The 23,834-nt window shown below is 62.0% G+C and carries 25 protein-coding genes, 1 tRNA gene and 1 riboswitch; of the genes, 15 read left to right on the top strand and 11 right to left on the bottom strand.

The features are described 5' to 3' along the window. The first annotated feature begins 100 nt into the window (after positions 1-100). Positions 101-2,290 (top strand): sugar-binding protein, encoded by a 2,190-nt coding sequence (locus HY17_RS09140; protein WP_139068833.1) that lies wholly within the window; start codon positions 101-103, stop codon positions 2,288-2,290. Positions 2,291-2,358: 68 nt separating this feature from the next. Continuing rightward, positions 2,359-2,964 (top strand): 2-hydroxychromene-2-carboxylate isomerase, encoded by a 606-nt coding sequence (locus HY17_RS09135; protein WP_034766049.1) that lies wholly within the window; start codon positions 2,359-2,361, stop codon positions 2,962-2,964. A 77-nt stretch (positions 2,965-3,041) separates the two neighbouring features. Here HY17_RS09135 and HY17_RS09130 read toward each other — a convergent pair whose 3' ends face one another. After that, on the bottom strand, positions 3,042-4,343 hold the full coding sequence (locus HY17_RS09130; protein WP_051599874.1) for an acyl-CoA dehydrogenase family protein: 1,302 nt from the start codon (positions 4,341-4,343) through the stop codon (positions 3,042-3,044). Between the two features lie 148 nt (positions 4,344-4,491). Here HY17_RS09130 and HY17_RS09125 point away from each other — a divergent pair, with 148 nt between their 5' ends. After that, complete coding sequence (locus HY17_RS09125) at positions 4,492-5,238, top strand: sulfite exporter TauE/SafE family protein (RefSeq protein ID WP_034766048.1); 747 nt, start codon at positions 4,492-4,494, stop codon at positions 5,236-5,238. A gap of 120 nt (positions 5,239-5,358) precedes the next feature. Next, a complete protein-coding gene (locus HY17_RS09120; RefSeq protein WP_034766045.1) occupies positions 5,359-6,291 on the top strand; it encodes a LysR substrate-binding domain-containing protein in 933 nt (310 codons plus the stop codon). Here HY17_RS09120 and HY17_RS09115 read toward each other — a convergent pair. The 3 genes from HY17_RS09115 to HY17_RS09105 all read right to left on the bottom strand — a co-directional run bounded on the left by HY17_RS09115 (position 6,288) and on the right by HY17_RS09105 (position 8,311). Continuing rightward, entirely contained in the window at positions 6,288-6,965 is a 678-nt protein-coding gene (locus tag HY17_RS09115; protein WP_034766044.1) for a crotonase/enoyl-CoA hydratase family protein, read from the bottom strand. The genes HY17_RS09120 and HY17_RS09115 overlap by 4 nt on opposite strands. Positions 6,966-7,067: 102 nt before the next feature. Beyond that, positions 7,068-7,532 (bottom strand): nucleoside deaminase, encoded by a 465-nt coding sequence (locus HY17_RS09110; protein WP_233348733.1) that lies wholly within the window; start codon positions 7,530-7,532, stop codon positions 7,068-7,070. After that, positions 7,529-8,311 carry an enoyl-CoA hydratase/isomerase family protein gene (locus HY17_RS09105; RefSeq protein WP_051599873.1) on the bottom strand — a complete coding sequence of 261 codons (783 nt, stop codon included), beginning with the start codon at positions 8,309-8,311 and terminating at the stop codon, positions 7,529-7,531. Before HY17_RS09105 ends, HY17_RS09110 begins: the two co-directional genes overlap by 4 nt. A gap of 107 nt (positions 8,312-8,418) precedes the next feature. On the opposite strand from HY17_RS09105, the gene rsmD reads away from it, so the two are divergent. Continuing rightward, positions 8,419-8,979, top strand: a complete 561-nt coding sequence (rsmD, locus tag HY17_RS09100; RefSeq protein WP_034766043.1) for a 16S rRNA (guanine(966)-N(2))-methyltransferase RsmD — start codon at positions 8,419-8,421, stop codon at positions 8,977-8,979. On the opposite strand, the gene HY17_RS09095 is transcribed toward rsmD, so the two are convergent. After that, positions 8,976-9,980 carry a patatin-like phospholipase family protein gene (locus tag HY17_RS09095; protein ID WP_034766042.1) on the bottom strand — a complete coding sequence of 335 codons (1,005 nt, stop codon included), beginning with the start codon at positions 9,978-9,980 and terminating at the stop codon, positions 8,976-8,978. The genes rsmD and HY17_RS09095 overlap by 4 nt on opposite strands. Before the next feature lie 72 nt (positions 9,981-10,052). Here HY17_RS09095 and HY17_RS09090 point away from each other — a divergent pair, with 72 nt between their 5' ends. The 3 genes from HY17_RS09090 to HY17_RS09080 all read left to right on the top strand — a co-directional run bounded on the left by HY17_RS09090 (position 10,053) and on the right by HY17_RS09080 (position 12,614). After that, the gene (locus tag HY17_RS09090) at positions 10,053-11,324 is read left to right on the top strand and encodes a class I SAM-dependent RNA methyltransferase (protein ID WP_051599872.1); all 1,272 of its coding nucleotides are present in this window, start codon (positions 10,053-10,055) and stop codon (positions 11,322-11,324) included. Continuing rightward, positions 11,321-11,761, top strand: coding sequence for an NUDIX hydrolase (locus HY17_RS09085; RefSeq protein WP_034766041.1), 441 nt, complete (start codon positions 11,321-11,323; stop codon positions 11,759-11,761). The genes HY17_RS09090 and HY17_RS09085 overlap by 4 nt, the downstream gene beginning before the upstream one ends. A 67-nt stretch (positions 11,762-11,828) precedes the next feature. Further along, positions 11,829-12,614, top strand: a complete 786-nt coding sequence (locus HY17_RS09080; protein WP_034766039.1) for an SDR family NAD(P)-dependent oxidoreductase — start codon at positions 11,829-11,831, stop codon at positions 12,612-12,614. A gap of 76 nt (positions 12,615-12,690) precedes the next feature. Here the strand turns inward: HY17_RS09080 and HY17_RS09075 are convergent, their stop codons facing one another. After that, positions 12,691-13,005 carry a hypothetical protein gene (locus HY17_RS09075; RefSeq protein WP_034766350.1) on the bottom strand — a complete coding sequence of 105 codons (315 nt, stop codon included), beginning with the start codon at positions 13,003-13,005 and terminating at the stop codon, positions 12,691-12,693. Positions 13,006-13,418: 413 nt separating this feature from the next. On the opposite strand from HY17_RS09075, the gene HY17_RS09070 reads away from it, so the two are divergent. Continuing rightward, positions 13,419-14,402, top strand: coding sequence for a nitronate monooxygenase family protein (locus HY17_RS09070; protein WP_034766038.1), 984 nt, complete (start codon positions 13,419-13,421; stop codon positions 14,400-14,402). A gap of 17 nt (positions 14,403-14,419) precedes the next feature. Here the strand turns inward: HY17_RS09070 and HY17_RS09065 are convergent, their stop codons facing one another. Further along, on the bottom strand, positions 14,420-15,322 hold the full coding sequence (locus HY17_RS09065; RefSeq protein WP_051599870.1) for a D-2-hydroxyacid dehydrogenase: 903 nt from the start codon (positions 15,320-15,322) through the stop codon (positions 14,420-14,422). Here HY17_RS09065 and HY17_RS19355 point away from each other — a divergent pair. After that, the gene (locus HY17_RS19355) at positions 15,296-15,793 is read left to right on the top strand and encodes a TIGR02301 family protein (protein ID WP_051599869.1); all 498 of its coding nucleotides are present in this window, start codon (positions 15,296-15,298) and stop codon (positions 15,791-15,793) included. The genes HY17_RS09065 and HY17_RS19355 overlap by 27 nt on opposite strands. 6 nt (positions 15,794-15,799) lie before the next feature. On the opposite strand, the gene HY17_RS09055 is transcribed toward HY17_RS19355, so the two are convergent. Next, positions 15,800-16,258 (bottom strand): DUF123 domain-containing protein, encoded by a 459-nt coding sequence (locus tag HY17_RS09055; protein ID WP_197020253.1) that lies wholly within the window; start codon positions 16,256-16,258, stop codon positions 15,800-15,802. Further along, the gene (soxR, locus tag HY17_RS09050; RefSeq protein ID WP_034766037.1) at positions 16,255-16,704 is read right to left on the bottom strand and encodes a redox-sensitive transcriptional activator SoxR; all 450 of its coding nucleotides are present in this window, start codon (positions 16,702-16,704) and stop codon (positions 16,255-16,257) included. Before soxR ends, HY17_RS09055 begins: the two co-directional genes overlap by 4 nt. 101 nt (positions 16,705-16,805) lie before the next feature. Here soxR and HY17_RS09045 point away from each other — a divergent pair, with 101 nt between their 5' ends. Beyond that, positions 16,806-17,189 (top strand): VOC family protein, encoded by a 384-nt coding sequence (locus HY17_RS09045; protein ID WP_034766035.1) that lies wholly within the window; start codon positions 16,806-16,808, stop codon positions 17,187-17,189. Positions 17,190-17,323: 134 nt separating this feature from the next. After that, positions 17,324-19,258 carry a gamma-glutamyltransferase family protein gene (locus HY17_RS09040; protein ID WP_081813065.1) on the top strand — a complete coding sequence of 645 codons (1,935 nt, stop codon included), beginning with the start codon at positions 17,324-17,326 and terminating at the stop codon, positions 19,256-19,258. Here HY17_RS09040 and HY17_RS19350 read toward each other — a convergent pair whose 3' ends face one another. Continuing rightward, the gene (locus HY17_RS19350) at positions 19,259-19,975 is read right to left on the bottom strand and encodes a VOC family protein (RefSeq protein ID WP_051599868.1); all 717 of its coding nucleotides are present in this window, start codon (positions 19,973-19,975) and stop codon (positions 19,259-19,261) included. Between the two features lie 288 nt (positions 19,976-20,263). On the opposite strand from HY17_RS19350, the gene HY17_RS09030 reads away from it, so the two are divergent. Next, entirely contained in the window at positions 20,264-21,115 is an 852-nt protein-coding gene (locus HY17_RS09030) for a cation diffusion facilitator family transporter (RefSeq protein WP_051599866.1), read from the top strand. Positions 21,116-21,223: 108 nt separating this feature from the next. Next, complete coding sequence (gene trxB / locus HY17_RS09025; protein WP_034766033.1) at positions 21,224-22,192, top strand: thioredoxin-disulfide reductase; 969 nt, start codon at positions 21,224-21,226, stop codon at positions 22,190-22,192. Between the two features lie 33 nt (positions 22,193-22,225). Here trxB and HY17_RS09020 read toward each other — a convergent pair whose 3' ends face one another. Beyond that, the gene (locus HY17_RS09020; RefSeq protein ID WP_034766031.1) at positions 22,226-22,993 is read right to left on the bottom strand and encodes a hypothetical protein; all 768 of its coding nucleotides are present in this window, start codon (positions 22,991-22,993) and stop codon (positions 22,226-22,228) included. Positions 22,994-23,235: 242 nt separating this feature from the next. On the opposite strand from HY17_RS09020, the gene HY17_RS09015 reads away from it, so the two are divergent. Further along, a tRNA-Met gene (locus tag HY17_RS09015) sits at positions 23,236-23,312 on the top strand. A gap of 225 nt (positions 23,313-23,537) precedes the next feature. Further along, positions 23,538-23,726, top strand: a riboswitch (cobalamin riboswitch). Positions 23,727-23,834 lie beyond the last annotated feature (108 nt).

The raw sequence follows: 23,834 nt of genomic DNA, 5'->3' as shown, positions 1-23,834 counted from the left end.
AAAGAAGGGCTGGCGCTGCCGCGCGACGCTACCTATTCGACGGGCAGCGAGAGAACGATACGTCAAAGGCGGTCGGGTAAAGTACCGGGAGGAAATCGACGTGCATCGATGGATGTTGGGCGCCTACATCGCCTTGTCCGGCGCCGGGCTGGCCATGGCTGAAGACGAACCGCCGGTCCGCAATTTCACCACCTATCAGCCCACGGTCCGCCCGGTGCGGATCGACACGAACGAAGCCCCGGTCATCGATGGCAAGCTGGATGAGGCCATGTGGTCGAAGTCGGCCGAGGTGACGGAGTTCTACCAGGTGGAACCGAATGTCGGCCCGCCCAGCGTCGAGACGCGCGTCTATTTCGCCTATGACGAAAACAATCTTTATGTCGGCATCTATGCACAGGACGACATGCCAGAGGCGATCCTGGCGTCTGTGCTGGAGCGCGACGGCGAAATCTGGCGGGACGACATGTTCCGCTTCTATATTGACCCGTTCAACACCGGCACGTCCGGCTTCGGGTTCGACATCAATGCCCTTGGTGCCCGCACCGAGCGCCTGATCCGGTATGGACAGGCGCCCGTGGATGCCTGGAACATCATCTGGGACGCCGACAGCGTGCTGACGGAAGATGGCTGGACGGCAGAAATTTCCCTGCCGTTCCGGTCGCTCAGCTTCGACCCGGCCTCCGACGGCTGGGGCCTGATGATGACGCGCGAACACGCCCACGCGAACGAGGAAATCCGCTGGGCCGGGATCGACCAGTCAGTCAACAAGTTCGCCTTCGCCCGTCCTGGCTATATCCAAGGCATTCAGGACATCAACAAAGGCAAGGGCTTCGACGTGCAGCTGCAGGCGGGCCTTGCCGGAAACCGGCGCTGGGCCCAGCCGCGCGACGACGACCTGACGATCGAACCGAGCGCGAACATCTCGTACAAGTTCACGCCGTCCCTGACCGGCCTCCTGACGCTAAATACGGACTTCTCCGACACGCCGCTGGACGATCGCCAGATCAATACGGGCCGCTTCTCGCTCTTCTTCCCCGAAACGCGGGACTTCTTCCTGCAGGACGCAGCGCTGTTCGAATTCGCAGGCCAGACCTTTGCTGGTGCCCCGAACGGCCAGCCATTCTTCTCCCGCCGCATTGGCATCGTGAATGGCCAGTCCGTAAAAGTGGATGCGGGCCTCAAACTGAGCGGTGAGATCAACGGCATCGAAATCGGTGTCCTGTCAGCGCAGACCGGCAGCACCGGCTCCATCGGGTCGCAGAACCTGTCAGTCGCTCGCGCCACCGTCGATGTGCTGGACCAGTCCCGTGTGGGCTTTATTGCCACCAATGGCGACCCGACGGGCCTGTCGGACAACACGCTGGCCGGGGCCGATTTCAGCTATCGCGTGCCGTCCTTCTTCGGCGGAGGGCGGATGCAGGCGGACGTATTCTACCAGCGCACCTTCTCCTCGACGCTGGAGGACGACGATTCCTTCGGGGCGAAGTTCGACTATCCGAACGACAAATGGGCCTGGAGCCTGGAAGCCCGCCAGATTGGCGAGGATTTCGCCCCGGCGCTCGGCTTCGTGAACCGGCCCGGCACGCGCACCTTCAGTGCCGACTGGCACCGGCGGTTTCGCCAGTCGGGCGGACACTTCCGCTGGTGGCAATTCGGCACCAGCCATGAATACATCACCGACCTCGACGGCAATGCCGAGACCACGGTCAATTCGCTTGTCCTGAACGCCAACACGATCTGGACAGACGACCTGACTTTCACCGCCAGCCAGAACGAAGAGCATATCAATACGCCTTTCTTCCTGCCCGGCAGGCTGGTCGTGCCAGTCGGCGTCTATGACAACAATGGCGTGAAGTTCCGCGTTCAGTCCTCCTATGTCCGTTCGTGGGGCACGACGTCAGAGATCGAGTTCAAGGATTTCTATGGCGGCGATTCGAAGCGCTACGATTTCAATGTGAACTTCCGCCCGAACCCGCATGTCGACCTGAAGGCCGGCTACAAGCGGGAGGATATTTCCGTACCGTCCGGAAATATCAGCGTACAGATTGGATCGCTGGAAACCGTGTTCAACGTCTCGACGGACCTCTCGGTCACGACGCAGACCCAGTATGACAATATCAGCAACAGCCTGTCCTTCTTCGGGCGGGTGAACTGGGAATTGCGTCCTCAGACCGAAGTGTTCTTTTCCCTCGGCCACGGCGCCTATATCGAAGGCGACGATTTCCGCCGTAACTTCCGCTCCGTCCAGACGAGCGCCGTGTTGCGCTTCGGCAATACATTCCGCTTCTAGGACAACGCCCTCTTTCCTGCGGACCTGTAGGGTTCTAGCTTGCCGGCTTGAGACAAGCGGGGCCGCAGATGACACACGCGCTCGAATTCTGGTTCGAATTCGGATCGACCTATTCCTATCTTACAGCAATGCGCATCGGCGCGGCTGCCGAAGCGCGTGGCCTGGCCGTTCACTGGCGGCCATTTCTGCTGGGTCCGGTTTTCTCCGCTCAGGGGTGGGATACGTCCCCCTTCAACATCTACAAGGCGAAGGGCGAATATATGTGGCGCGACATGGCCCGCAGGGCGGAGCGCTATGACCTCCCTTTTAAGCGCCTGCCGGAAACGGGGCCTGGTGCTTTCCCACAAAACGGGCTCGCCGCGGCGCGCATCGCGCTGGTCGGACTGGATGAAGACTGGGGCGAGGATTTCACGCGCGCCGTCTATTCTGCGGAATTCGCGCACGGAAAGGATATCGCCGATGCAGGCCTGCTGGAGCGGCTGGCCGTGATGGCCGGTGCCGGACCGAACGCGCTAGCCCGAGCGCAGACCCAAGCGAACAAGGACCGTCTCAAGGCGAATGTGGACGAAGCCTTCGAGCGCGGCATTTTCGGTGCCCCGAGCTTCATCGTCGAGGATGAGCTTTATTGGGGTGACGACCGGCTGGAGGACGCGCTGGAGGCCGCTGCAACATAAAAAAAGCGCGGTCCCCATTCGAGGGCCGCGCCATTTGTCCTTGTTGAAGTCTGGCCTGCAATCAGGCCTCTGCTGGCTTATTTGCGCCAGACAGCGGCCATCGCCGGATCTTCCTCTTCGCCGGTGTACTTGCGGGTCTCGGCGCGGCCCACCACCATATGGTGCACCTCATCCGGACCATCAGCCAGACGCAGCGTGCGCTGGTTGGCGTAGAGGCGAGCCAGCGGTGTCCACTGCGACACACCTGTGGCGCCGTGGATCTGGATCGCATCGTCGATGATATCGCAGACGCGCTCCGGCACCATGGCCTTGACCATGGAGATCCAGACGCGGGCTTCCTTGTTGCCGAGGACATCCATCGCCTTGGCGGCCTTGAGGACCATCATGCGCATGGCTTCGATCTCGATCCGTGCGCGAGACACTTTTTCGAGGTTACCGCCCAGCTTGATCAGGTCGCGGCCAAAGGCCTGACGCGTCATGCCGCGCACGACCATGAGGTCGAGGGCTTTCTCTGCCGCGCCGATGGAGCGCATGCAGTGGTGGATACGGCCCGGGCCGAGACGCAGCTGCGAGATTTCGAAGCCGCGGCCTTCGCCGAGCAGCATGTTGTCCTTCGGAACACGGACGTTCTCGAAGCGGATGTGCATGTGACCATGCGGAGCATCCGGATCGCCGAAGACGTGCATCGGGCCGACGATGGTCACACCCGGATGCGGCAGCGGCACCAGGATCTGCGACTGACGGCGGTTCACGTCCGGGCCGTCATTGGTTTTCACCATGCAAATCATGATCTTGCAGCGCGGGTCGCCTGCGCCGGAGATATAGTACTTCTCACCATTAAGCACCCACTCGTCACCTTCCAGAACGGCGCTCATGGAGACGTTCTTGGCGTCCGACGACGGCAGGGCCGGCTCGGTCATGGCGAAGGCGGAGCGGATCTTGCCTTCGAGAAGCGGCTTCAGCCACTGCTCCTTCTGGGCCGGCGTACCGACACGTTCGAGAACTTCCATGTTCCCGGTGTCCGGCGCGGAACAGTTCATCGTTTCCGACGCCAGCGGCACCTTGCCGAGTTCGGCGGCGATGTAGGCATAGTCGAGGTTCTTCAGGCCTTCGCCGGTTTCGGCGTCCGGCAGGAAGAAGTTCCAGAGGCCCTGCTTCTTAGCTTCGTCCTTGGCTTTTTCGAGAGCTTCGAGCTGGCCCGGCGCATAAGACCAGATGTCGGTCTTGTTCTCGCCGAGGCGTTCGAATTCCTCATACATCGGTTCGACCGTTTCCTTGATGAACCGCTTCACATGTTCGTAGAGAGGCTTTGCCTCCTCCGACATACGCAGGTCATTCAGTTCGGCCATTGCGTCCATGGATTGCTGAGTATCAGCCATGGCTATCCTCCTTCACTTCGTTTCGTTGAGCTATTGGTAGTCCGTGCGGCCATCCGGCCGCAAATTCTTTCTTTGCAATCTTTTCTGACGGGGCCGCGCGGAAGGTCGCCGCTTTGCGCCGAATCGCAATCCGGTCTAGATCGCGCGCATGAGCCCGATTGCTGCCGCCATCATTCTCGTCACTGTGCTGGTTACCAGTTTCATTTCGGGCATTTTCGGCATGGCGGGCGGCATCATCTTCATGGGTGTGTTGGCAGCCCTGGTGCCGGTCGCGACCGCGATGATCGTGCACGGCGCCGTGCAGATGGTCTCCAACGGTTACCGCGCCTTCCTGTGGCGGGACCATATCGACTGGCACATCTTCCGCCGCTACGCGACGGGTTCCGTCCTGGCGGTCGGCCTGTTGTTCGCGCTCAGCTGGCGGCCGGACAAACAAATGGTCTATGTGCTGCTGGGCTGCGTTGCCATGCTGGTCTGGCTGCCAAAAAAACTGCTCGATCTCGACATCCAGAAGCGCTTCCAGGCCGAAGGCGCGGGCTTTGTCGTTCAGTCGCTGAATACGATTGCCGGCGTGTCCGGCCCGCTGCTGGACCAGTTCTTTGTCCACACCGACATGACGCGCCACGCCATCGTGGCAACCAAGGCGGTGACGCAGGTGCTGGCGCACTTCGTGAAAATCATTTTCTGGAGCACGCCCGTGCTCATGGCAGCGGGCGTTCATGCCCTGCCGCCCTGGTGGCTGATCGCGGCGGCGGCGCCCCTGTCCATGCTCGGCACCACGCTTGGCGGCAAAGTGCTGGACCGGATGAGCGACGTGAACTTCAAGCGCGGCATGAAATACCTCGTCACCGCAATTGGCGCGGTCATGCTGATGAAGGCGGCTGGCTGGCTGTAGCGCCACGCGCATTGGGTTACTCCACTGTCGACGGAGCGGACAATGCCCTAGGCTCGACTATTCGGTAACTTTATTATATGAAGCCCAAACATCACAGATGGTGATGATTGTGAGCTTGCCATGAACCTACGGTCCATCGACCTGAACCTGTTACCGGTACTGGAAGCGGTTTATGACGAGCGCAGCCTGACGCGAGCGAGTGAATTCCTGCACATCACCCAGCCCGCGGTCAGCAATGCGCTCTCCCGGCTGCGCACCCATTTCGAAGACCCGCTATTCGTGCGCGAAGGCCGCGGCGTGAAGCCGACCGCCATGGCCGAAGCCCTGATGCCCGCCGTGCGCGAGGCGCTCGACCGGTTGCGGTCGGGGCTGGAGCCACGTTCGGTGTTCGAACCGTCCCGCTCGACTCGCGTATTCAATCTCTCGGCCCGCGATGCCGGCGCCTTCCTGATCGCCCCGATCCTGGCAGCGCGGCTCGAACAGGTCGCGCCAGGCGTGCGGATTTCGTGGAGCCAGCTGCACAGATCAGCAGTCGCGGCCGAGCTCGCCACCGGCCGCCTGGATCTCGCCATCGACGTGGCCGACCTGCTCGGCATGGACATGGAACGCGAAGCGCTTCTGAAAACGCCTTATGTCTGTGTCCTGTCGCCGGATCATCCGCAGGCGAACCAACCACTGACTCCCGAGCGTTTCTTCGAGCTGCGCCACATCACCGTCTCCAGCCGCCGGGAAGGCCGAAGCCTAATCGAGGAACTGGCGCGCACGCATGGCCGCCGCATCACCCCGGCGCACCGTCTGCCGAACTATATGCCGGCGCTGGAAATCGTGCGGCACACACAATTCGCGCTCGTCGCACCGCGCCAGATCGTGGAACATGCGGGGCTTGTCCTGCAGGAGCTGCCATTCGACTTCGCTGCGCCGGAATCGACGCTCTACTGGCACCGCGAATATGCCGGGGACCCTGCGCTGACCTGGCTGCGGGATCTCATCCGGGAGATTTCGCGGGAACTAGCGCCATCGGCCGCCCCCGCAGAGCCCATAGTCGCGGTTTAGACGGTCGACTGTTCCAGCGTTGGCATGATCGCGTCGATGGCCGGTTTCCGCACCAGCATCTTGTTGCCGTAATACGCGCCATTGGCGATGGATTTCAGCGCGGTGGCCGTTTCCATGGCCGCATCCATCAGAGCGCCGGGTTCAACCACCTTGTCCAGCCAGCCGACAGGCACCGCCTCGTCCGGCGTGTACAGGCGTGCCTGCACCAGAGCCTCGGTCAGGTACAATGGGTTGAGGCGCGCCCGCGGCAGTTCGACGCCGAAGCCCGGCAGGGTCATGCCGTTGACCGTTTCATTCGCACCAATCTTGAAGGCACCGCGCGTACCGATCCGCGTGTCACCACCCAGTAGGATGAACGCGCCCATGGCGATGGAATGCCCGGTCGAAGCGATGACGACCGGCATCTTCGAGGTGAAGAGGCGCATGGCCAGCTTGCCGCCGCCGGTGACCAGCTTACGCACACCGTCGCCATCAGACGTCGCCAGGAATTTGAGGTCGAACCCGGCGGAGAACTTGCCCTCGCGTCCGGTCAGCACCAGCACCTTGCCGTCCTTCTCGGCTTCGTCGAGACAGGCGTTGACCGCTTCCAGCATGTCGAGGCTGATCGCATTGGCTTTGCCGTCATCCATGGTGACGACGGAAATATCGTTTTCTGTTCTGACGGTCGCGGTCATGTGGATCTCCCTGTTTCGCCAACAAGGCATCGCGTGCCCTCAAGGAAAGCAAGCATTTCCGGCGCGTCAGGGGTGAAAGGCAGGGTTTCAGCTAGCCCCCAGCTACTTTCGGCGAGCCTTGAAGAAATCCTTCAGCAGCTGGCTGGCCGCCTCGCCGCGTGCTTCGTCCTGCTCCACCTCCGGCCGCCAGTGGCAGGTCGGCTGTTCGAAGAAGCGCGCGCCGTGGATCACCGCGCCGCCTTTCGGATCGCAGGCGCCGAAGACCAGCTTGCCGATCCGGGCAAGGCTGATCGCGCCTGCGCACATCGCGCAGGGCTCAAGCGTGACATACATGATGAGGCCGGTGAGGCGGTAATTGCCGCGCGCCGCAGCCGCAAGACGCAGGGCAATGATCTCAGCATGGGCCGTGGGGTCGTGGCCGCTGATCGGCGCATTGGCACCTTCGGCGACGATCTCGCCCGTTTCCGGATCGACGATGACGGCGCCCACAGGCACTTCACCCGCGTCGGCAGCGGCACGTGCCAGTTCCAGGGCGCGGTCCATCGGATCAGTCAGCGCAAGGCTCATCTTGTGATGTCTTCTCCCGTCTCCAGAAATTCCCGCATTGCGGCCATGGCGGAGGCTGCCTTCAGCACGTTGTGGAAACCATGCTGTTCCTGCCGGGTGCCTTCGACAAGTCCCCAAGTCAGCGCACCCCGGACGAGACGCTTGGCATGGGCAAGACCTTCCGCCCCGCGCCCGGCCAGTTCGTTCGCCCAATCGGTCGCGTGGGCCACAGCGTCATTCGCCACCGCATGGACAAGGCCGAGTTCGAGCGCCCCGGCAGCATCGACTGTCTGGCCGAACAGGATAAATTCCAGTGCCCGCGCCTCACCGATCATGCGCGGCAGGCGCTGGGTGCCGCCGCCGCCCGGGAAGATGCCGATCCGCGTCTCAGGCAGGCCGATCAGCGACACACTGCTGGCCGCCACCCGCAGGTCACAGGCGAGCGCCAGCTCAAACCCACCGCCCATGCAGACGCCATTGATGGCCGCGATGACCGGCTTCGGCGTTTCAAACACCGCGCGGACCATATCGGCAAAGCCGCCCTGTTCGAAGTCTTCCGGTTTCAGCGCCCCGGCCTGCACCGCCTCGCCGATGGCGACGATCTCGCTGACGTCATAGTGCCGGACGAACACGTCGTCCGTGCCAGTCAGGATGATGGCGCGGATGGCGGGGTCGCTGTCAGCCTCGGTGATCGCGGCCAGCATCTGGCCGGACCCTTCGGCGGTCATGTAGTGGCGCGGCGGATTGGCATACCGAATGAGGCGGACCGCCCCCAAGGTTTCCGTGGTTACGTTTGCCATGCCTTCCTCCCATTATTCTCTGGCAGAGTGAGCCCGCAGGCGCGGCAGCGCAAGGATGTGTTTTGCGGCGCGGCGTGCTAAGGCGCGGGCGGAAAAACGGAGAGGCCATGCGCATCATTGCCGGACAGCACAAGGGGCGCGCGATTGCCGCGCCGAAGGGACAGGGCACGCGGCCGACGGCGGACCGTGCGCGCGAGAGCGTGTTCAACATGCTCGCCCACGCCCCCTGGGCGCCGGAGATCGAAGGCGCGCGGGTGATCGACCTCTTCGCAGGCTCCGGCGCATTGGGCCTTGAAGCGGTCAGCCGGGGCGCCGCCTTCTGCCTGTTCGTGGAAACCGACCATGCGGCGCGCGGGGCGATCCGCGACAATATCGAGACGCTGGGCCTTTACGGGAATACGCGCATCCACCGGCGCTCTGCGACGGACCTTGGCGAAAAGCCGGCCGGTGTCGGCAGCCCGTTCACGATCGCCTTCCTCGACCCGCCTTACCACAAGGACCTTGTGCTCCCGGCGCTCGCCTGCCTCGCTGAGGGCAAGTGGCTGGCGGAGGATGCCATCGCCGTGGTGGAGACCGCCTCGGACGAGCTGATCTCACCGGAAGGCTGGGAGGTGCTGGACACCCGCGACTATGGCGCGGCCCGGGTCTGGTTCCTGAAACAAGCTTAGCCCTTCAGGAATTCCTCCCGCAGGTCGCAGTTCGACTGTTTCGTGCCGACAAGGTTTGCGTCGTCTGCGAGCCAGGTCTCTGCCGCTGCCCGGCCCTTGTCGCGCAGGTTGGTGAGGTAACGCCAGCTGGTGTCAAATTTGGTGTGCAGACTCTGGTCCACCAGGTCCTGCCCGCCGCGGATCGCATGCACGTTCAAGCGGCGGTATTTCTTCAGCATCGGCGCCTTCAGCATGCCGTCATCGAGCAGGCGCTGGACAAAGGCGATGGCGCGCAGCTCCCCGATCAGGGCAGCGTTGAAGCTGATCTCGTTGACGCGTTCCTGGATCTCGCCTGCCCGTTTCGGCACGCCGGGCCGCTCGATGGGGTTCAATGTCACGAGCAGCACATCTGTCGGTGCGCCTGCATAGATCAGCGGGAATATGCTGGGATTACCCATATAGCCGCCGTCCCAATAGGCGTGACCGTCGATCTCCACCGCCTGGAAGGTCTGCGGTAGGCAGGCCGAGGCGAGCACGGCATCAAGTGTCACCTCGTCTCCCGTGAACACTTTCACATGGCCGGACTCCACATCCGTCGCGCTGAGGAACAGCTGCAGGCCGGAGGCGTGGACAGCCTCGAAATCGATCACCTCCTCTACGGCATCGCGCAATGGGTTCAGCTTCAGCGGGTTCAGGTCGTAAGGGCTCGCCCAGCTCTGCAGGGCGGAGGCATAGGCAAAGGCGGCCGCATTGTTGGCGCCATATGCACGTACGTGCCGGCCGCTGTGCGATACGGCCTGCCACAGCGATTCCAGCGCCTGCCGCGCGCCGTCCATCCCGCCTGCGCCATAGCCCCCGGCAAACGCGACAGCATTCATGGCACCGGCGGACGTCGCTGTGATGGCTCGGATATCGAAGCGATTCTCTTCCAACAGCCTGTCGAGGACGCCCCATGTGTAGGCGCCATGGGCACCGCCGCCCTGCAGGGCGAGACTCAGAGGCTGCTTCGCCGGTTTCGCCATTCAAGCCTCCTATTCGCGACCGTCCTTGGGTGCTAACCCGTGAATCGGGACACAACCAGTGGGGAGCCCGGTATGCCTGCTATTCCTGATCCGGATGCCCGCGGTGCCAGCACTGTGGTCATCGAACGCCTCGGATCGAAGGGCGACGGCCAGGTGCGGATTGACGGAGACTGGGTTTCCGTGCCGCGCACCCTGCCTGGCGAGGAAGTCCGCATCGCTGTTAACGGCGATAAAGCAAAACTTCTGGAGATCGTGACGCCTTCACCGGAGAGGCAGTCCCCGGTTTGTCCGCACTATGCCAGCTGCGGCAGCTGCAGCCTGCAACACCTGGCGGATGGGCCTTACCGGGCGTTCAAGCAGTCCCTGGTAATCAACGCCCTGAAGTCGCGCGGACTGGAACAGCATGTCGAGGAAGTCTGGGTCACCCCGCCCGGCACGCGCCGCCGCATTTCTCTTGCTGCCCGGCGCACCAAAAGCGGCGTGCAGCTCGGCTTCCATTCCCGGCGCAGCCACGACATTGTTGACATCAACACCTGCCCGGTCGCCTCGCCGGAGATTACACGGAAAATCAGCGCACTGAAAGAACTGGCCGGACCGCTGGCGCCGCTGAAAGGCGAGATGGTCCTGAAAGTGACTGCCATGCCGAACGGGCTGGACCTGCACATCACCGACACAGCCACCTTTGCCGCCCCACACGATGTGATGATGGCCGGGGCCAAGGCACTGGCGGCAGGTTTCATGCGCGTTGCTATCGGAAATGATGTTCCGTTGCAGCAAGCGACACCCGAGATCCAGGTCGGTAGGGCTTTCCTGCGTCCGAAGCCGGGTGGCTTCCTTCAGGCAAGCCCTGAGGCTGAGGCCTTCATGGCAAGCCTTGTGCGCCAGCACCTGAAATATGCGCTGGAAGTGGTAGACCTTTTCTCCGGCTGCGGAACATTTGCGCTGCGGCTGGCTGAGGAGTCCCGGGTTCACGCAGTTGAAGGTGATGCTGTGGCGATTGAGGCGCTGGAATCTTCCGCCCGTGCTGCACATGGCTTGAAGCCCGTTACGGCAGAGGTACGGGACCTATTCCGCAACCCCGTCCCGTCCGCTACGCTGGCGCGCTTCCAGGGCATCGTGCTGAACCCGCCACGGGCCGGCGCCGCCAAGCAGGTGGCGGAAATTGCCTATAGCGGCGTGCGGCGGGTTGCCTACGTCTCTTGCGATCCCGGTACGCTGGCGCGTGACCTGCGCGTGCTGGTCGATGCCGGGTACCGGATCATGCTGGTACAGCCGGTCGACCAGTTCCTCTGGTCTGCGCATGTGGAGACGGTCGTCCTGCTGGAACAGGGAAGCGGTGCATGACAGATCAGAAGCCCGTCCCGGCCGTCGGCACGGTCTGCTTCCGTGGCGATGACGTCGCCCTGATCCGCCGGGGGACCAAGCCGATGGCAGGGAGCTGGTCCCTGCCCGGCGGCAAGATCGAATTCGGCGAACGCGCTGGCGATGCGGCGTTACGCGAGTTGAAGGAAGAGACGGGTCTCGCCGCCCGGCTGGTCGGCCTGGTGGATGTGGTGGACGGCATCTTCACCTCCCGCACAACGGGAGATGTGACCCGCCATTTCGTCCTGTTCGACTACGCTGCAGTGTGGGTTTCCGGTACGGTAATGGCGGGGGATGATGCGGCACATGCCGAGTGGATCAGCCCGGCCCGTCTGGCAGAACTTGAAATCTGGGACGAGACCCGTCGCATCATCGAAGCGGCCCGGCAGCTCGTGATCGCCAGCCAATCAGCCTCTTGACCGGCCCCAGCGTCACCTCTCTTGTGTGACACCAGACAAACAAACCAGAATCTTTCAGGAGGAAGCCATGACCTATGCTCCATTCGACCTTACAGGAAAGGTCTGCGTCGTCACCGGCGGCAACAAGGGGATCGGCCTCGGCATGGTGGAGGCGCTGGCCGCTTCAAACGCCGATGTCGTCATCTGGGGCCGCAAGGAAGCCGACAATGACGCCGCCGTGAAAAAGGCCGACGCACTCGGCACCGGCAAGGTCAAGGCATGGAAGGTGGACGTCGGCGAGGAAGCCGAAGTCGTCAAAGCGATGAAGGAAGCCGAAGAAGAGTTCGGCCGCATCGACACCTGCATCGCAAATGCCGGCGTTGGTCGCGGCGCTCCGAATTTTCATGAGATGACGCTGGAGACCTGGCGCTACAATCAGCGGATCAATTCCGAAGGCGCCTTTCTCACCCTGCGCGAGGCCGCGAAGTCCATGGTGACCCGTGCGAAAGCCGGCGACCTGGGTGGCAGCCTGATCGGCACGGCGTCACTGGCAGCCCTGTCGGGCGCGGCACGGAACCAGTCCTACGGCCACACCAAGGGCGGTCTGATCGCCATGATGAACGCAATCGCCGTGGAATATGGCCGCTACCAGATCCGGGCGAACTCGATCCTACCGGGCTGGATCGCAACCGACATGACGGAAGGTGCACAGGGCGCTGAGGCATTTCAGACCAAGGTGATCTCCCGCGTGCCGATCCGCCGCTGGGGCGAGCCGGAAGATTTCGGCGGGATCGCCGTCTATCTCGCCTCCGATGCCTCGAAATTCCACTCGGGCGATACGCTCTTGGTCGATGGCGGCTACCAGAAGTTCTGATCCTGACATTCAGGACACAAATCAAAAGGGCCGCTCCCCAAGGAGCGGCCCTATCTAATTCCGAAGGAACGCCCCGTTATTCCGGGGTTTCTTCCGTCATCTCTTCGGCAGCAGCATCGGCTGCGTCCTCAGCAGCGTCTGCAGCGTCGGCAGCAGCTTCTTCAGCAGCGTCCATTGCTTCGCCAACAGCTTCTTCTGCCGAATCAGCAGCGTCAGCAGCGGCATCCGCAGCTTCGTCAGCTGCTTCAACGGCGGCATCGGCAGCGTCGGAAGCCGACTCTTCGATGACCGTGGTTTCTTCAACAACCGGCGTATCTTCAGCCGGAGCTTCCGCCGGTGCGCAAGCTGCGAGAGCCAGGGCTGCAGCGCCCAAAGTGATGATATTCTTCATGATCTTACCCCTGTTAATGGCCTTTCGACCGAACGGCGTCATAGCATCCGCCAAGCAAAACGGATAGCTCAATTCAGAAATCGGCAAGGCGTGCCTGCAAATTCCTCAATCAAGCCCCCTCTCCCAGAGCCCCCGGGAAAGGGCGGAAGTTGGGGCAACCGGACCTGTTCCCGGGCAAGCCCGTCGGCCGGTTGCCGCGTCCTTCACGAAGTTGGACTGATCTAAAGATCCGGTCCGTCTGGTCTCCGCATGTGACGCCGGACCGGCGATTCTGCCAGTCCATCTGGTATTCTGACGGCAGAACGCGGCGGGAATGGGGCAGAGACGCGGCGGGGTGGCGCCAGCTATTGCGTTGACGTTGCGACCGGGCCGTAAGCACGGATGCATAAAACATTCAGAGAGAGGAAGCCCAAATGGCCCTGAAAACCCGCCTGACAGATATGTTGAATGTCCAGCACCCGATCATGCTCGCCGGCATGGGCGGGGTTTCCTACGCCGAAGTCTGTGCTGCCATGTGCAATGCAGGCGGCTATGGCGTGCTTGGGATGGCCGGTACTTCGCCGGATTTCATCGCCGGACAGATGAAACGCGTGCGCGAGCTGACCGACCGCCCCTTCGGCGTTGACCTCCTGGCCGCCAGCCCGGAAAGCCTTGAGGAATCCGTGGACGTCATCATCAATGGCGGCGCCGACTCCTTCGTGGCTGGTCTTGGCGTGCCGATGCCGATCATGGAGCGCCTGAAGAAAGCCAATGTGAAGGTCATGGTCGTCGGCGGCGCCGTGAAGCATGCGATCAAGGCAGAACAGGCCGGTTGCGACGCTGTCATCCTGCAAGGCGGTGAAGGCGGTGGACACACCGGGCTCGTCGGCACACTTCCGCTGGTGGCACAGGCCGTGGAAGCGGTGAAAATTCCTGTTGTCGCCGCAGGCGGCATCTATGATGGCCGCGGTCTCGCAGCAGCCCTCGCCCTCGGCGCGCAGGGTGTGTGGATGGGCACGCGCTTCATCGCTTCGGAGGAGGCCCACGCCGCCAACATGTACAAGAACGCCGTCGTCGGCGCAGGCGACACCGATACGACTCGCACACGCTGTTACTCAGGCAAGCCGATGCGTTGCCGCACGAACGATTACATCAATGACTGGGAAAGCCGTCCGCAGGACATCAAGCCTTTCCCGTTCCAGGCCATTCACTCCACGCAGACCGGCGTCATCGGCGGTATTGGTGGGATCACGGACGAAACGAAACTGTCGATGGACAATTCCTGCTTCGCCATGGGCCAATCGGCCGGCGGCGTGCACGAGGTCAAACCCGTCGCTGAGATCGTGGCCGACATCATGCGCGATGCCGAAGCCTCGATTGACCGAATTGCCGGGCTGAAAGTGAAGGAAACCGCGTAAACGGACGAAATCGCCGCTCAGTCCTCGAAGGCTTTCCGGTCGACGAGGTTCCTGAGCGGCTCGCCGTTCAGGTAGCGGTGAAGATTGTCCACGAACGTGCCATCCGCCCGAAGGATCGTTCCATTGGTCTGGGACGAATCGTGTGGCGTGATCATGATCTTCGGATGATGCCACAGCGGGCTTTCCGCCGGCAGAGGCTCCACACCAGTGACATCGAGGGCGGCATAGGCCGGGTGCCCCTTGTCCAGCGCCGCGACCAGCGCGTCCTCGTTCACCAGAGCCCCACGGCCAAGATTCATGAACAGGGCGTCCGGTCTCATCTTCGAGAAGAAGTCCGCATCGGCCATGCCTTCAGTTTCTGACGTGTGCGGCACGCTCAGCAGCACAATATCTGCTTCCGGCAGCAAATCCGGCAACACACCGATGGGCAATATCTCCTGCGCGCCCGGTGCCGGGCCAGGGGAACGGCGCAGGCCGGTGACGTGCCCGCCAAGCGCAGTCACGCGTTTGCCGACGGCTTCACCGATTGAGCCATAGCCGACCACCAGCCAGCGGCTACCGGCGATCTCGCGTGCCTGAACACGTTTCCATTCTGCCGCCTCCTGCTGGGCCCGGTGCAGCGGCCCTTCGCGGAGGAAGTCCAACGCGGCCCAGAGGGCCCACTCGGCCATGGATTCAGCCTGGGTATGGTTGGTCGTGTATTGTTTCGACGCCTTGCCAATCGCTTTCAGTACCGCGTTGTCGACGCCCGCTGCCGGAGACTGGAACCACTCCAGTCGGTCCGAGGTCGTGACGGTCTTCACGAATACACCGGCGGCGGGGCCAAAGAAGCAGTCCAGACTGCCGAAGACGATCTCAGGTTCCACCTTGTCGGTCACCACGCGGCTGCCCGCATGATAGAAGCGTCCTTCATCGGTCATAATGAGGACATCAAGTTTGTGTTCTACATCCTTGAGCCGAGGCTGGATGCGGGCAAAGGTCTTTTCATGAACAAGGCACGTTTTCATGTCGTCCTGCTTAGCGCCCTGATGGTCTGTGGCGCAAGCACTGCACAATCGAGCCTGCCGATGCGGGGACCGGATTATTTCCGCGACGCTGCCGATCTGGCCGGCGCGCTGGGCTCGGCACACGCGATCCGGGTCCGCTGCAATGGCCGGGACGACCAGTACTGGCGCCAGTACATGTCCGACATGTTGAGCTATGAGGCTCCGAATCGCGGGAACCTCCGTTCCAGCCTCGTGGCGCAATTCAACGAGGCCTATCAGGACACCACGCGCGATTACCTGAAATGCGACAACCGCGCCGTGGAAGCCGAAGCGCGCTTCGCCCGCGAAGGCCAGGAAATTGCGGAACGCATGGCGATGCACTATTTCCCGAAAAAGCCGAACTAGGTCCGCTCAGACGATTGCCAGCAAATGACCACGGCAGGATAGGCAATCCGTACTGCCAAATCCCTCTATCGCGATCGCTACGTTGTTCGATTCCAGCAGCGCCTCAGCCAGCGCGCATTCATTGCCATTCTCCACAATGAATGCCGCAAGGCGGCTCGCCTCCAGTGTCAGTCGATCGACGTGCCAGTGAACTTTCTTGTCTTTTCTGAAATGACGGCCGATGCGGGCCGCAACGCCGCCTGCGCCGTATGCGCTACCCGCATAGAGATAGGTTCCGGCTGGCAATTGTCCTGATTTGCGCCGGCTAGCCCCAACCGGTAACGCCCTGTCCAGACCGACCAGGAGGACATAGGCGCCTTTCTGACTTGCCTGGGTGTTTAGGTTGTCGGGTGTGATCCATTGTCCCTCGAGCCGGGCTGCTGCGACAATGACCTGCGCCATCTCAAAAGACGCGCCGGGAGTCACCCCACCTTCTCCGCCGTTACCACGAAGCGCGGTCCCGGTCCGGCGGCATTGGCGCGGTCATCCGGATTGTAGAGCGCGCAGCTCTTCAGGCTGAGACAGCCACAGCCGATGCAGCCATCCAGCCTGTTGCGCAGGCGCTCCACCATGGCGATGTGATCATCGAGGCGCTTGCGAAAGTGCTGGCTGATGCGGGTCCAGTCTGCCTTGGTCGGCGTGCGGTTGTCCGGCAGTTCGCTGAGAACGTCTCCGATCTCCTCGATGGTGAGGCCCATCTGTTGGGCGATCAGGATGAAGGACAACCGGCGGATATCGGCACGGGCAAACTCCCGCTGACCAGAGGGACGACGATCCGGCTTCACGAGGCCGCGTGATTCATAAAAGCGGATGGCAGAAACCGACAGCCCGGTACGACGGGCAACATCCCCGATCAAAAGCCCCTGTTTCATAACGATTTTTTCCTTGTCCAAAATGCTTGACCTCAAGTTAAGTTGAGGAATTAGGATCGTCAAATCAGAACTCAATGAATTGAAGCGAATGGAGCAAGAAAATGAAACCCGCCCTGTTTGAGCATGTGAATGTGACGGTCTCAGACCCGAAGAAGACAGCCGCCATGCTGGTGGACCTGTTCGGCTGGCATGTGCGCTGGGAAGGCCCGGCAAAATACGACGGCTACACCGTCCATGTCGGCACCGATGATGAGTATATCGCCCTCTATGCCCTGCCGAAGCAGGACCGTATGGATGAAGAAAGCTATTACCGCACCGGTGCGGTGAACCATTTCGGCATCCTGGTTGAAGACCTGGACGCCGCCGAACAACGGATCCTGAAGTCCGGCCTGAAAACGCATAGCCACCAGACATATGATCCCGGCAGCCGGTTCTATTTCCATGATCATGACGGCATCGAATGGGAGATTGTCAGCTATGTCTGATGGTCTGATCCACAGCTATATCGAAGCCCTCGGCCGCACCCTGCGCCCGAATGACGATTATTATTGGCCAGGCCGGGACTCGAAAACCCGGCGAAGGGCGTTAAGGTCACCGCCAGATAGCGGAGGCATCAGTCATGAAAATGGCCCGAACACTCCTGGCAGCCATGGTGGCGGCAGGACTTAGCGCATGTGCAACCCCCGATCCGGCTGGCGACGGCGTTTCTGCTGAAGCACCTACGCCGGCCGAAACAGACAGCGCAGGCACAATTGGCAACGCGCTGCTGCAGCTGTCTGCGCCGGGTCCGGGTGACCGGATGCCGACGGGGCGGGATTTGGGCGTTCGTTCTGCCGTTGTTGCCCCGAATGCGGCGGCCGCAACGGCCCATCCATTGGCCACGCAGACAGCACTCGATGTGATGAAGCGCGGCGGTTCAGCCGTTGATGCCGCCATTGCCGCGAACGCCATGCTAGGTCTTGTGGAGCCGACCGGAAACGGTATAGGCGGCGATCTCTTCGCAATCGTCTGGGACCCAGAGACACAGCAGCTTTACGGTTATAATGGGTCCGGCCGCAGCGCGAAGAACGCCACGCTGGAACAGATGCAGGCGAAGGCCGATGAGTTTATGGACGGCAAGGAAATCCCGCCATTCGGTGCGGCGCCCGTGACTGTTCCGGGTACGGTCGATGGCTGGTTCGCGCTGCACGAACGGTTCGGCAAACTGCCGATCAACACCGATCTGGAACCCGCGATCCGCTACGCGCGCGAAGGTGCGCCGATCCCGGAAGTGATCTCCTTTTACTGGAGCTTCGGTCCAAAGCGCTTCGAGCCCGCCTATGAGAGCGGCATGTTGGAAGAATACGACAACGCGAAGAAAACCTATTTCTCGCCCGCACCGGAAGAAGGATCGCTGTTTCGCAATCCGGACCTCGCCGACACGCTGGAGCGTATCGCCTACAAGGGCCGGGATGAGTTTTACACCGGCGAGACGGCCCACATCATGGCCGACTATTTCGAACGGATCGGCGGTTTTCTGACCTACGAGGATTTCGCCACGCATGAAGGCGAATGGGTTGAGCCTGTCTGCGCGACGTATCGCGGCGACTATAAGGTCTGCGAACTGCCACCGAACACACAAGGCATTGCCGCGCTGCAGATGTTGCAGATGCTGGAAAAATACGACCTGCGCGACATGGGCTTTGGCTCGGCGGACTCGATCATGGCGCAGGTGGAAGCCAAGCGGCTGGCATTTGCGGACAGGGCCAAAGGCTACGCCGATCCGGCCTTTTCCGGCATCGACCCGAATGTCTTCCTGAAAGAGGGCTACAACGCCGAACGCGCGGGTCTGATTGATCTCAGCAAGGCGATGACCAATGTAAAAGCCGGTATGGATTTCCCTGCAGCTGACGCCAAACTGAAAGATGGTGACACAACCTATCTCACCGTCGCCGACGAGAACGGCATGATGGTATCGCTGATCCAGTCGAACTATCGCGGCATGGGGTCAGGTCTCGTTGCGGACGGCCTTGGCTTCATGTTCCAGGACCGCGGCCAGTTGTTCAGCCTCGACCCGGCCCACCCGAATGTCTGGGAACCGGGCAAGCGGCCGTTCCATACCATCATTCCGGCCTTTGCTTTCAAGAAGGACATGCCGGGCTGTCAGGTCCGGGCGGTGCCGATTGAACAGGCCTGTCCGTTTGAACCGTGGCTGAGCTTCGGCCTTATGGGCGGCGGCATGCAGCCACAGGGTCATGTCCAGGTCATCCTGAACCTCGTCGATTTCGACATGGGTTTGCAGGAAGCCGGCGATGCGGCACGCTGGGAGCATAATGGCGGTTGTGAACCAACCGATGACTTCGACGACGCAGCATGCGAAGCCGATATCGGCACGGTCTCGCTCGAAAGCGGTATCCCCCCGGAAACGCGCGCCGAACTGGAACGCCGTGGTCTGAATATCGAGTGCTGCGGCGCCAATGCCGGCGGCTATCAGGCCATTATGCGTGACTTCAACAGTGGTGCCTATCTGGCCGCGACCGAGATGCGCAAGGATGGAGTGGCAGACGGTTACTAGTCAGGCGAATGCCAGCCTGACGCCGGCAACATTTGTGCTTTTCCCGTCGACCATCAGCCCGGCAGCCTCGGCGCGTTCCAGTGCCTTGTCTGCATGGGGAAGATCGACACCGAATTCGATCATCCGGTCGGCGGGGCCTTCATTGAAGTAGAGCACCGCGTCGGCAAGGAACAGGCGGCGCTTGTCGGCTGTCAGGCCAAAGACGAGCCCCCATTTCTGCGCCAGCGCATCCGGATCCGGCGTTTCCAGAACGGCATGTGTGAACCGGCCAGGTGCTGCCCGGTCTCGCCAGCCCGGGCCGCCCCAGCGCCAGCTGCCGGCCGGGCGTGGCTCATCTACTGAGACAATTGCCCCGCCAATATCGGCGGGATGGAGATGGCTCGCCGAAATGTCCGGCAGGTCGATGTTCCAGACGCGCCGGATCCCCAGCCCGTCGACACGTGTGCGCAGCGCCTGCATATCGTCCGTCTGGAAGATCGCCATGTAACCGCCCTCGCCGCCCCGGTCGATGAACCGCCGGGCTGGTGCCTTGTCTTGGGTCGGCACGACGACTTCGAGGAACTGGTCACCAATCGCGAACACAGCATTCACCAGGCCGAATTCCGCCACGCCTAGATCCGGAAACGGTTCCCCAAGGCCCAGGACGTTCTTCAAAGTGTCGGCAGTGTCGAGACTGTTGGCAGCAATCACAAGCTGGCGCAGGCGGGGTGGGCTCATGGATTTCCTCCGGGCTTTTTTGTTATGTTTTCAGGTAACCTAGCACACAAACCTCAGCGGCAGGGCGGAAAATCAATCGGCCCGGCAACGCAACGCTATCACACTCGAATTGACCTTCCCGCGAAAGGATTCCACCTCAGGCACATGAGTTGCGACCTGAACACCAACCTGCCGGACAAAGCCCACGATCATGAGCATGACCACGCGCATGGTCACGGCCACGATCATGGGCACAGCCACGATCATGGGCACAGCCATGGACATGGGCACTCCCATGACCATGCAGACATGACGACAGCGGATTCACGCCGGCGCGTCGCAATCGCAGCGGTCCTGACGGCCTCTTTCATGATGGCTGAAGTGACGGGCGGGATCATCTCCGGTTCCCTGGCCCTGCTCGCCGACGCCGCACATATGCTGACGGACGCTGCCTCACTGATCCTGGCCTGGGTCGGTTACAAGCTGGCCGAACGGCCAGCAGATCCCAGCCGCTCCTACGGTTTTGGCCGGATGAAAGTGCTGGCCGCCTTCACCAACGGCATCGCCCTGGTTGCCTTGGCCTGCTGGATCGTCTGGGAAGCCATTCACCGGTTGCTGGACCCCGCGCCGGTGCTCGGCGGGATCATGTTGTGGGTGGCCGCTGGCGGCCTTGTTGTGAACATTCTCGCCGCTTGGGTGCTGCATGGCGGCGACAAGCACGACCTGAACCTGCAAGGCGCGCTCTGGCATGTGATCGGAGACCTGCTTGGGTCCGTCGCGGCCATCGCCGCGGCAATCGTTATCCTCACGACGGGCTGGACGCCTGCCGACCCGATCCTGTCTGTTCTCGTGGCCTTGCTGGTCCTTGTCGCCGGCGTCCGCATCGCCCGCCAGTCCGGTCACATCCTGCTGGAAGGCACGCCCGAGGGCCTGTCGCCGGAAGACATACGGCAAGACCTCGTGGCGCATATTGAGCATGTCATGAACGTCTCACACATCCATGCTTGGGCGCTGACGGAATCGAAACCGCTCATCACGATGGAAGTCACCGCCGCCGAGGGTGCCTGTATCGAAACCTTGCGCCGGGACGTGAAAGCCCGCCTCGCGGAACGGTTCGATGTTTCCCACGCCACTGTGGAAGTCGTTTCCAAGCCCTGCTGAGCTTTCCGCGCGGTGTCACATTGATATGAGCGGCGGGGACCTTTAAGCCTCGACCGACCCGCCCTATGTGCAAAAGCCGATTCCACAAGGCGCATCCGGAGTACCGACATGGCCGACACGAAACACGTTGAAATCCTGATTATCGGCTCCGGCCCGGCTGGCTGGACGGCTGCCGTCTACGGTGCCCGCGCGCTGCGTGATGTGCTTGTGGTGACCGGCATCCAACCCGGTGGCCAGCTGACCATCACCACGGAAGTGGAAAACTATCCCGGCTTCACCGAGATTCAGGGGCCAGACCTGATGGTGAAGATGCAGGAACATGCCGAAGCCATGGGCGCGAAGGTCGAGAACGACCATATCGCCGAAGTCGACCTCGAAAGCCGCCCGTTCAAGGCGATCGGCGAGAGCGGCACGGTCTACACCGCAGATTCGATCATCATCTGCACCGGCGCCCAGGCCAAATGGCTTGGCCTGCCGACGGAAGAGAAGTTCAAGGGTTTCGGCGTGTCAGCGTGTGCGACCTGTGACGGCTTCTTCTACCGCGGCCGCGAAGTCATGGTCGTGGGCGGCGGCAACTCCGCCGTTGAAGAAGCCCTGTTCCTTACCAATTTTGCCTCCAAGGTCACCGTCGTGCACCGCCGCGACAGCTTCCGCGCCGAAAAGATCCTGCAGGAGCGCCTGCTGAAGAACCCGAAGGTCGAAGTAGTCTGGAATCACACGCTGGAAGAGGTTGTCGGCGATGAGAACCCGCTCGGCGTAACCGGCGCGAAAATCAAGGATGTGAACACCGGCGAAGTGAAACTCGTGCCGGTACACGGTGTCTTCATCGCCATCGGCCATGCACCGTCGACCGAACTGTTCAAGGGCAAGCTGAAGATGAAAGAGAATGGCTACCTCATCACCAAGCCCGGCACGCCGCAGACCGAGATTCCTGGCGTCTTCGCCGCTGGCGATGTGACCGACGAGACCTATCGCCAGGCCGTCACTGCGGCCGGCATGGGCTGTCAGGCTGCGCTGGATGCAGAACGCTTCCTCTCCGAACAGGAAGCCGCTGCAGAATCCGTCGCAGCGGAATAGACAAAGACGTTCACAGGACGACCGCCGGAACGCTCAGAGCATGTCCAGTGCCCGGGCCTCTGCGGCCCCGGTGCCATCAGTCTCCAGCACCTGCTTCAGCAGCCCGGCGCGCGCCTGCATAATCCGTTCAAGATCGCTGTTCACCGGAGCCGCCTGCGCCGCATCGAGGGCCGCCCTGATCTCTGCATCATACTTTTTTGCATTCAGCGCTGCCAACGCGCGAGCCCATTGCCAATGGATCGCCGCGTCGCCGGGGGCAAGCGCCACGGCCGCCTGATAGTGACGCCGGGCCTTGTCGAGGCTAGCTCCCATGACCAAGGCGCCAAGGGTCCCTCCACGCCGGATTACTTCAGCGTTCCAGACCGCCAGAAACGCTTGCGCATAAATATTGTCCGGTTCTTCCGCCAGTACGCCTTCAGCAAGGTCGCGCGCTTCGCTGCCAAAGCCGCTGCGACGCACTTCTCCGGCGCTCATGGGCCGGCTGAGGAGCGACAGGGCGATCGCCTTCTGCAGCCGGGCCTCGATATGGCCCGGTTGCCGGGAAAGGGCCTGGTTGGCCTCGGCCAGGGCATCCTGCAGCAATGCGGCCGGCGGCTGGCCATTCTGGCTGATCGCCTCGGCCAGCAGGGTCCGTGCCGCGAAGGCCCGGGAGTCGGCGTCCGGCGCATTTGCGGTCCGGGCCAGCGCCGCCGGATAGTTGCCTGACATATAGGCCTCGATCGCCTCCTCCTCCTGACCCTCGGCGGGCAGGCAAAGACCAGTGAGCACGGCAGACATCAACGCGATCAGAATGCGTTTCATGCCATCAAGTCTACGGGGCTTGCTGCCAGCTTGCCAAGAGGCGCCATTAAGGTGCGGAATGCCAGCCGATACCGGGCTTGACGCCTGGGAATATTCCCGCCGAACCGGGCGCTGCGACAGAAGCAGGCCACATGCCTGTACCGCCACTGCAGTCATTGGGATCACGCGATACATCGAGGTGCAGATCGCCCGCTTGCAGGCTGGCCCGCCCGCGTGTATGAGGCCCCTTCGTTTCGACGAATGGTTCGGTAGCTCAGCTGGTTAGAGCGCGCGACTCATAATCGCGAGGTCGGGAGTTCAAGTCTCCCCCGAACCACCATCTGCCAGCTTCCACTTTGATTACTTTGACGTTTCAAACGGTTTTTGGCGCTTGCCCAATTTCCGGACGGCAAGTCTTTCCGTTTCTTGAAACCATCAAGAAAGAACACTTCTGGCGAACTCTCCGTCCAGAGCGGCAATAACTTTATCCCAATCGGTATGAGCCTCTAGCGGTTGCCTTTGCGTCAGCTGCCGCAGCCGCTATTGACAGGCTTTCGCAACTGCAACAACTAGCACCTCAGATGGTGCCCTTAACAAGGGCCTAGAGGGAAGCCGGTGTAATTCCGGCGCTGTACCCGCAACTGTCAGCCAGGAGCTGATGGCCATGAAGTCACTGGAACCTCAGGGTTCTGGGAAGGCGGCCTGAAGCATTGATCGGCGAGCCAGGAGACCTGCCATCGCGTCGTTCGTCCGGAGGCCGGGAATAGTTCTCAGCGGGCGGGAAGGCTGATGCCTCTCCTTTTGTAACGACATCAAGGAAACCGGCCTGGCCGCCCGCATGGATCGCACCATGTGGCCAGCA

This window comes from Hyphomonas sp. CY54-11-8 (assembly GCF_000682735.1).
GTDB lineage: Bacteria > Pseudomonadota > Alphaproteobacteria > Caulobacterales > Hyphomonadaceae > Hyphomonas.
This window is presented reverse-complemented; position numbering and strand designations above follow the sequence as displayed.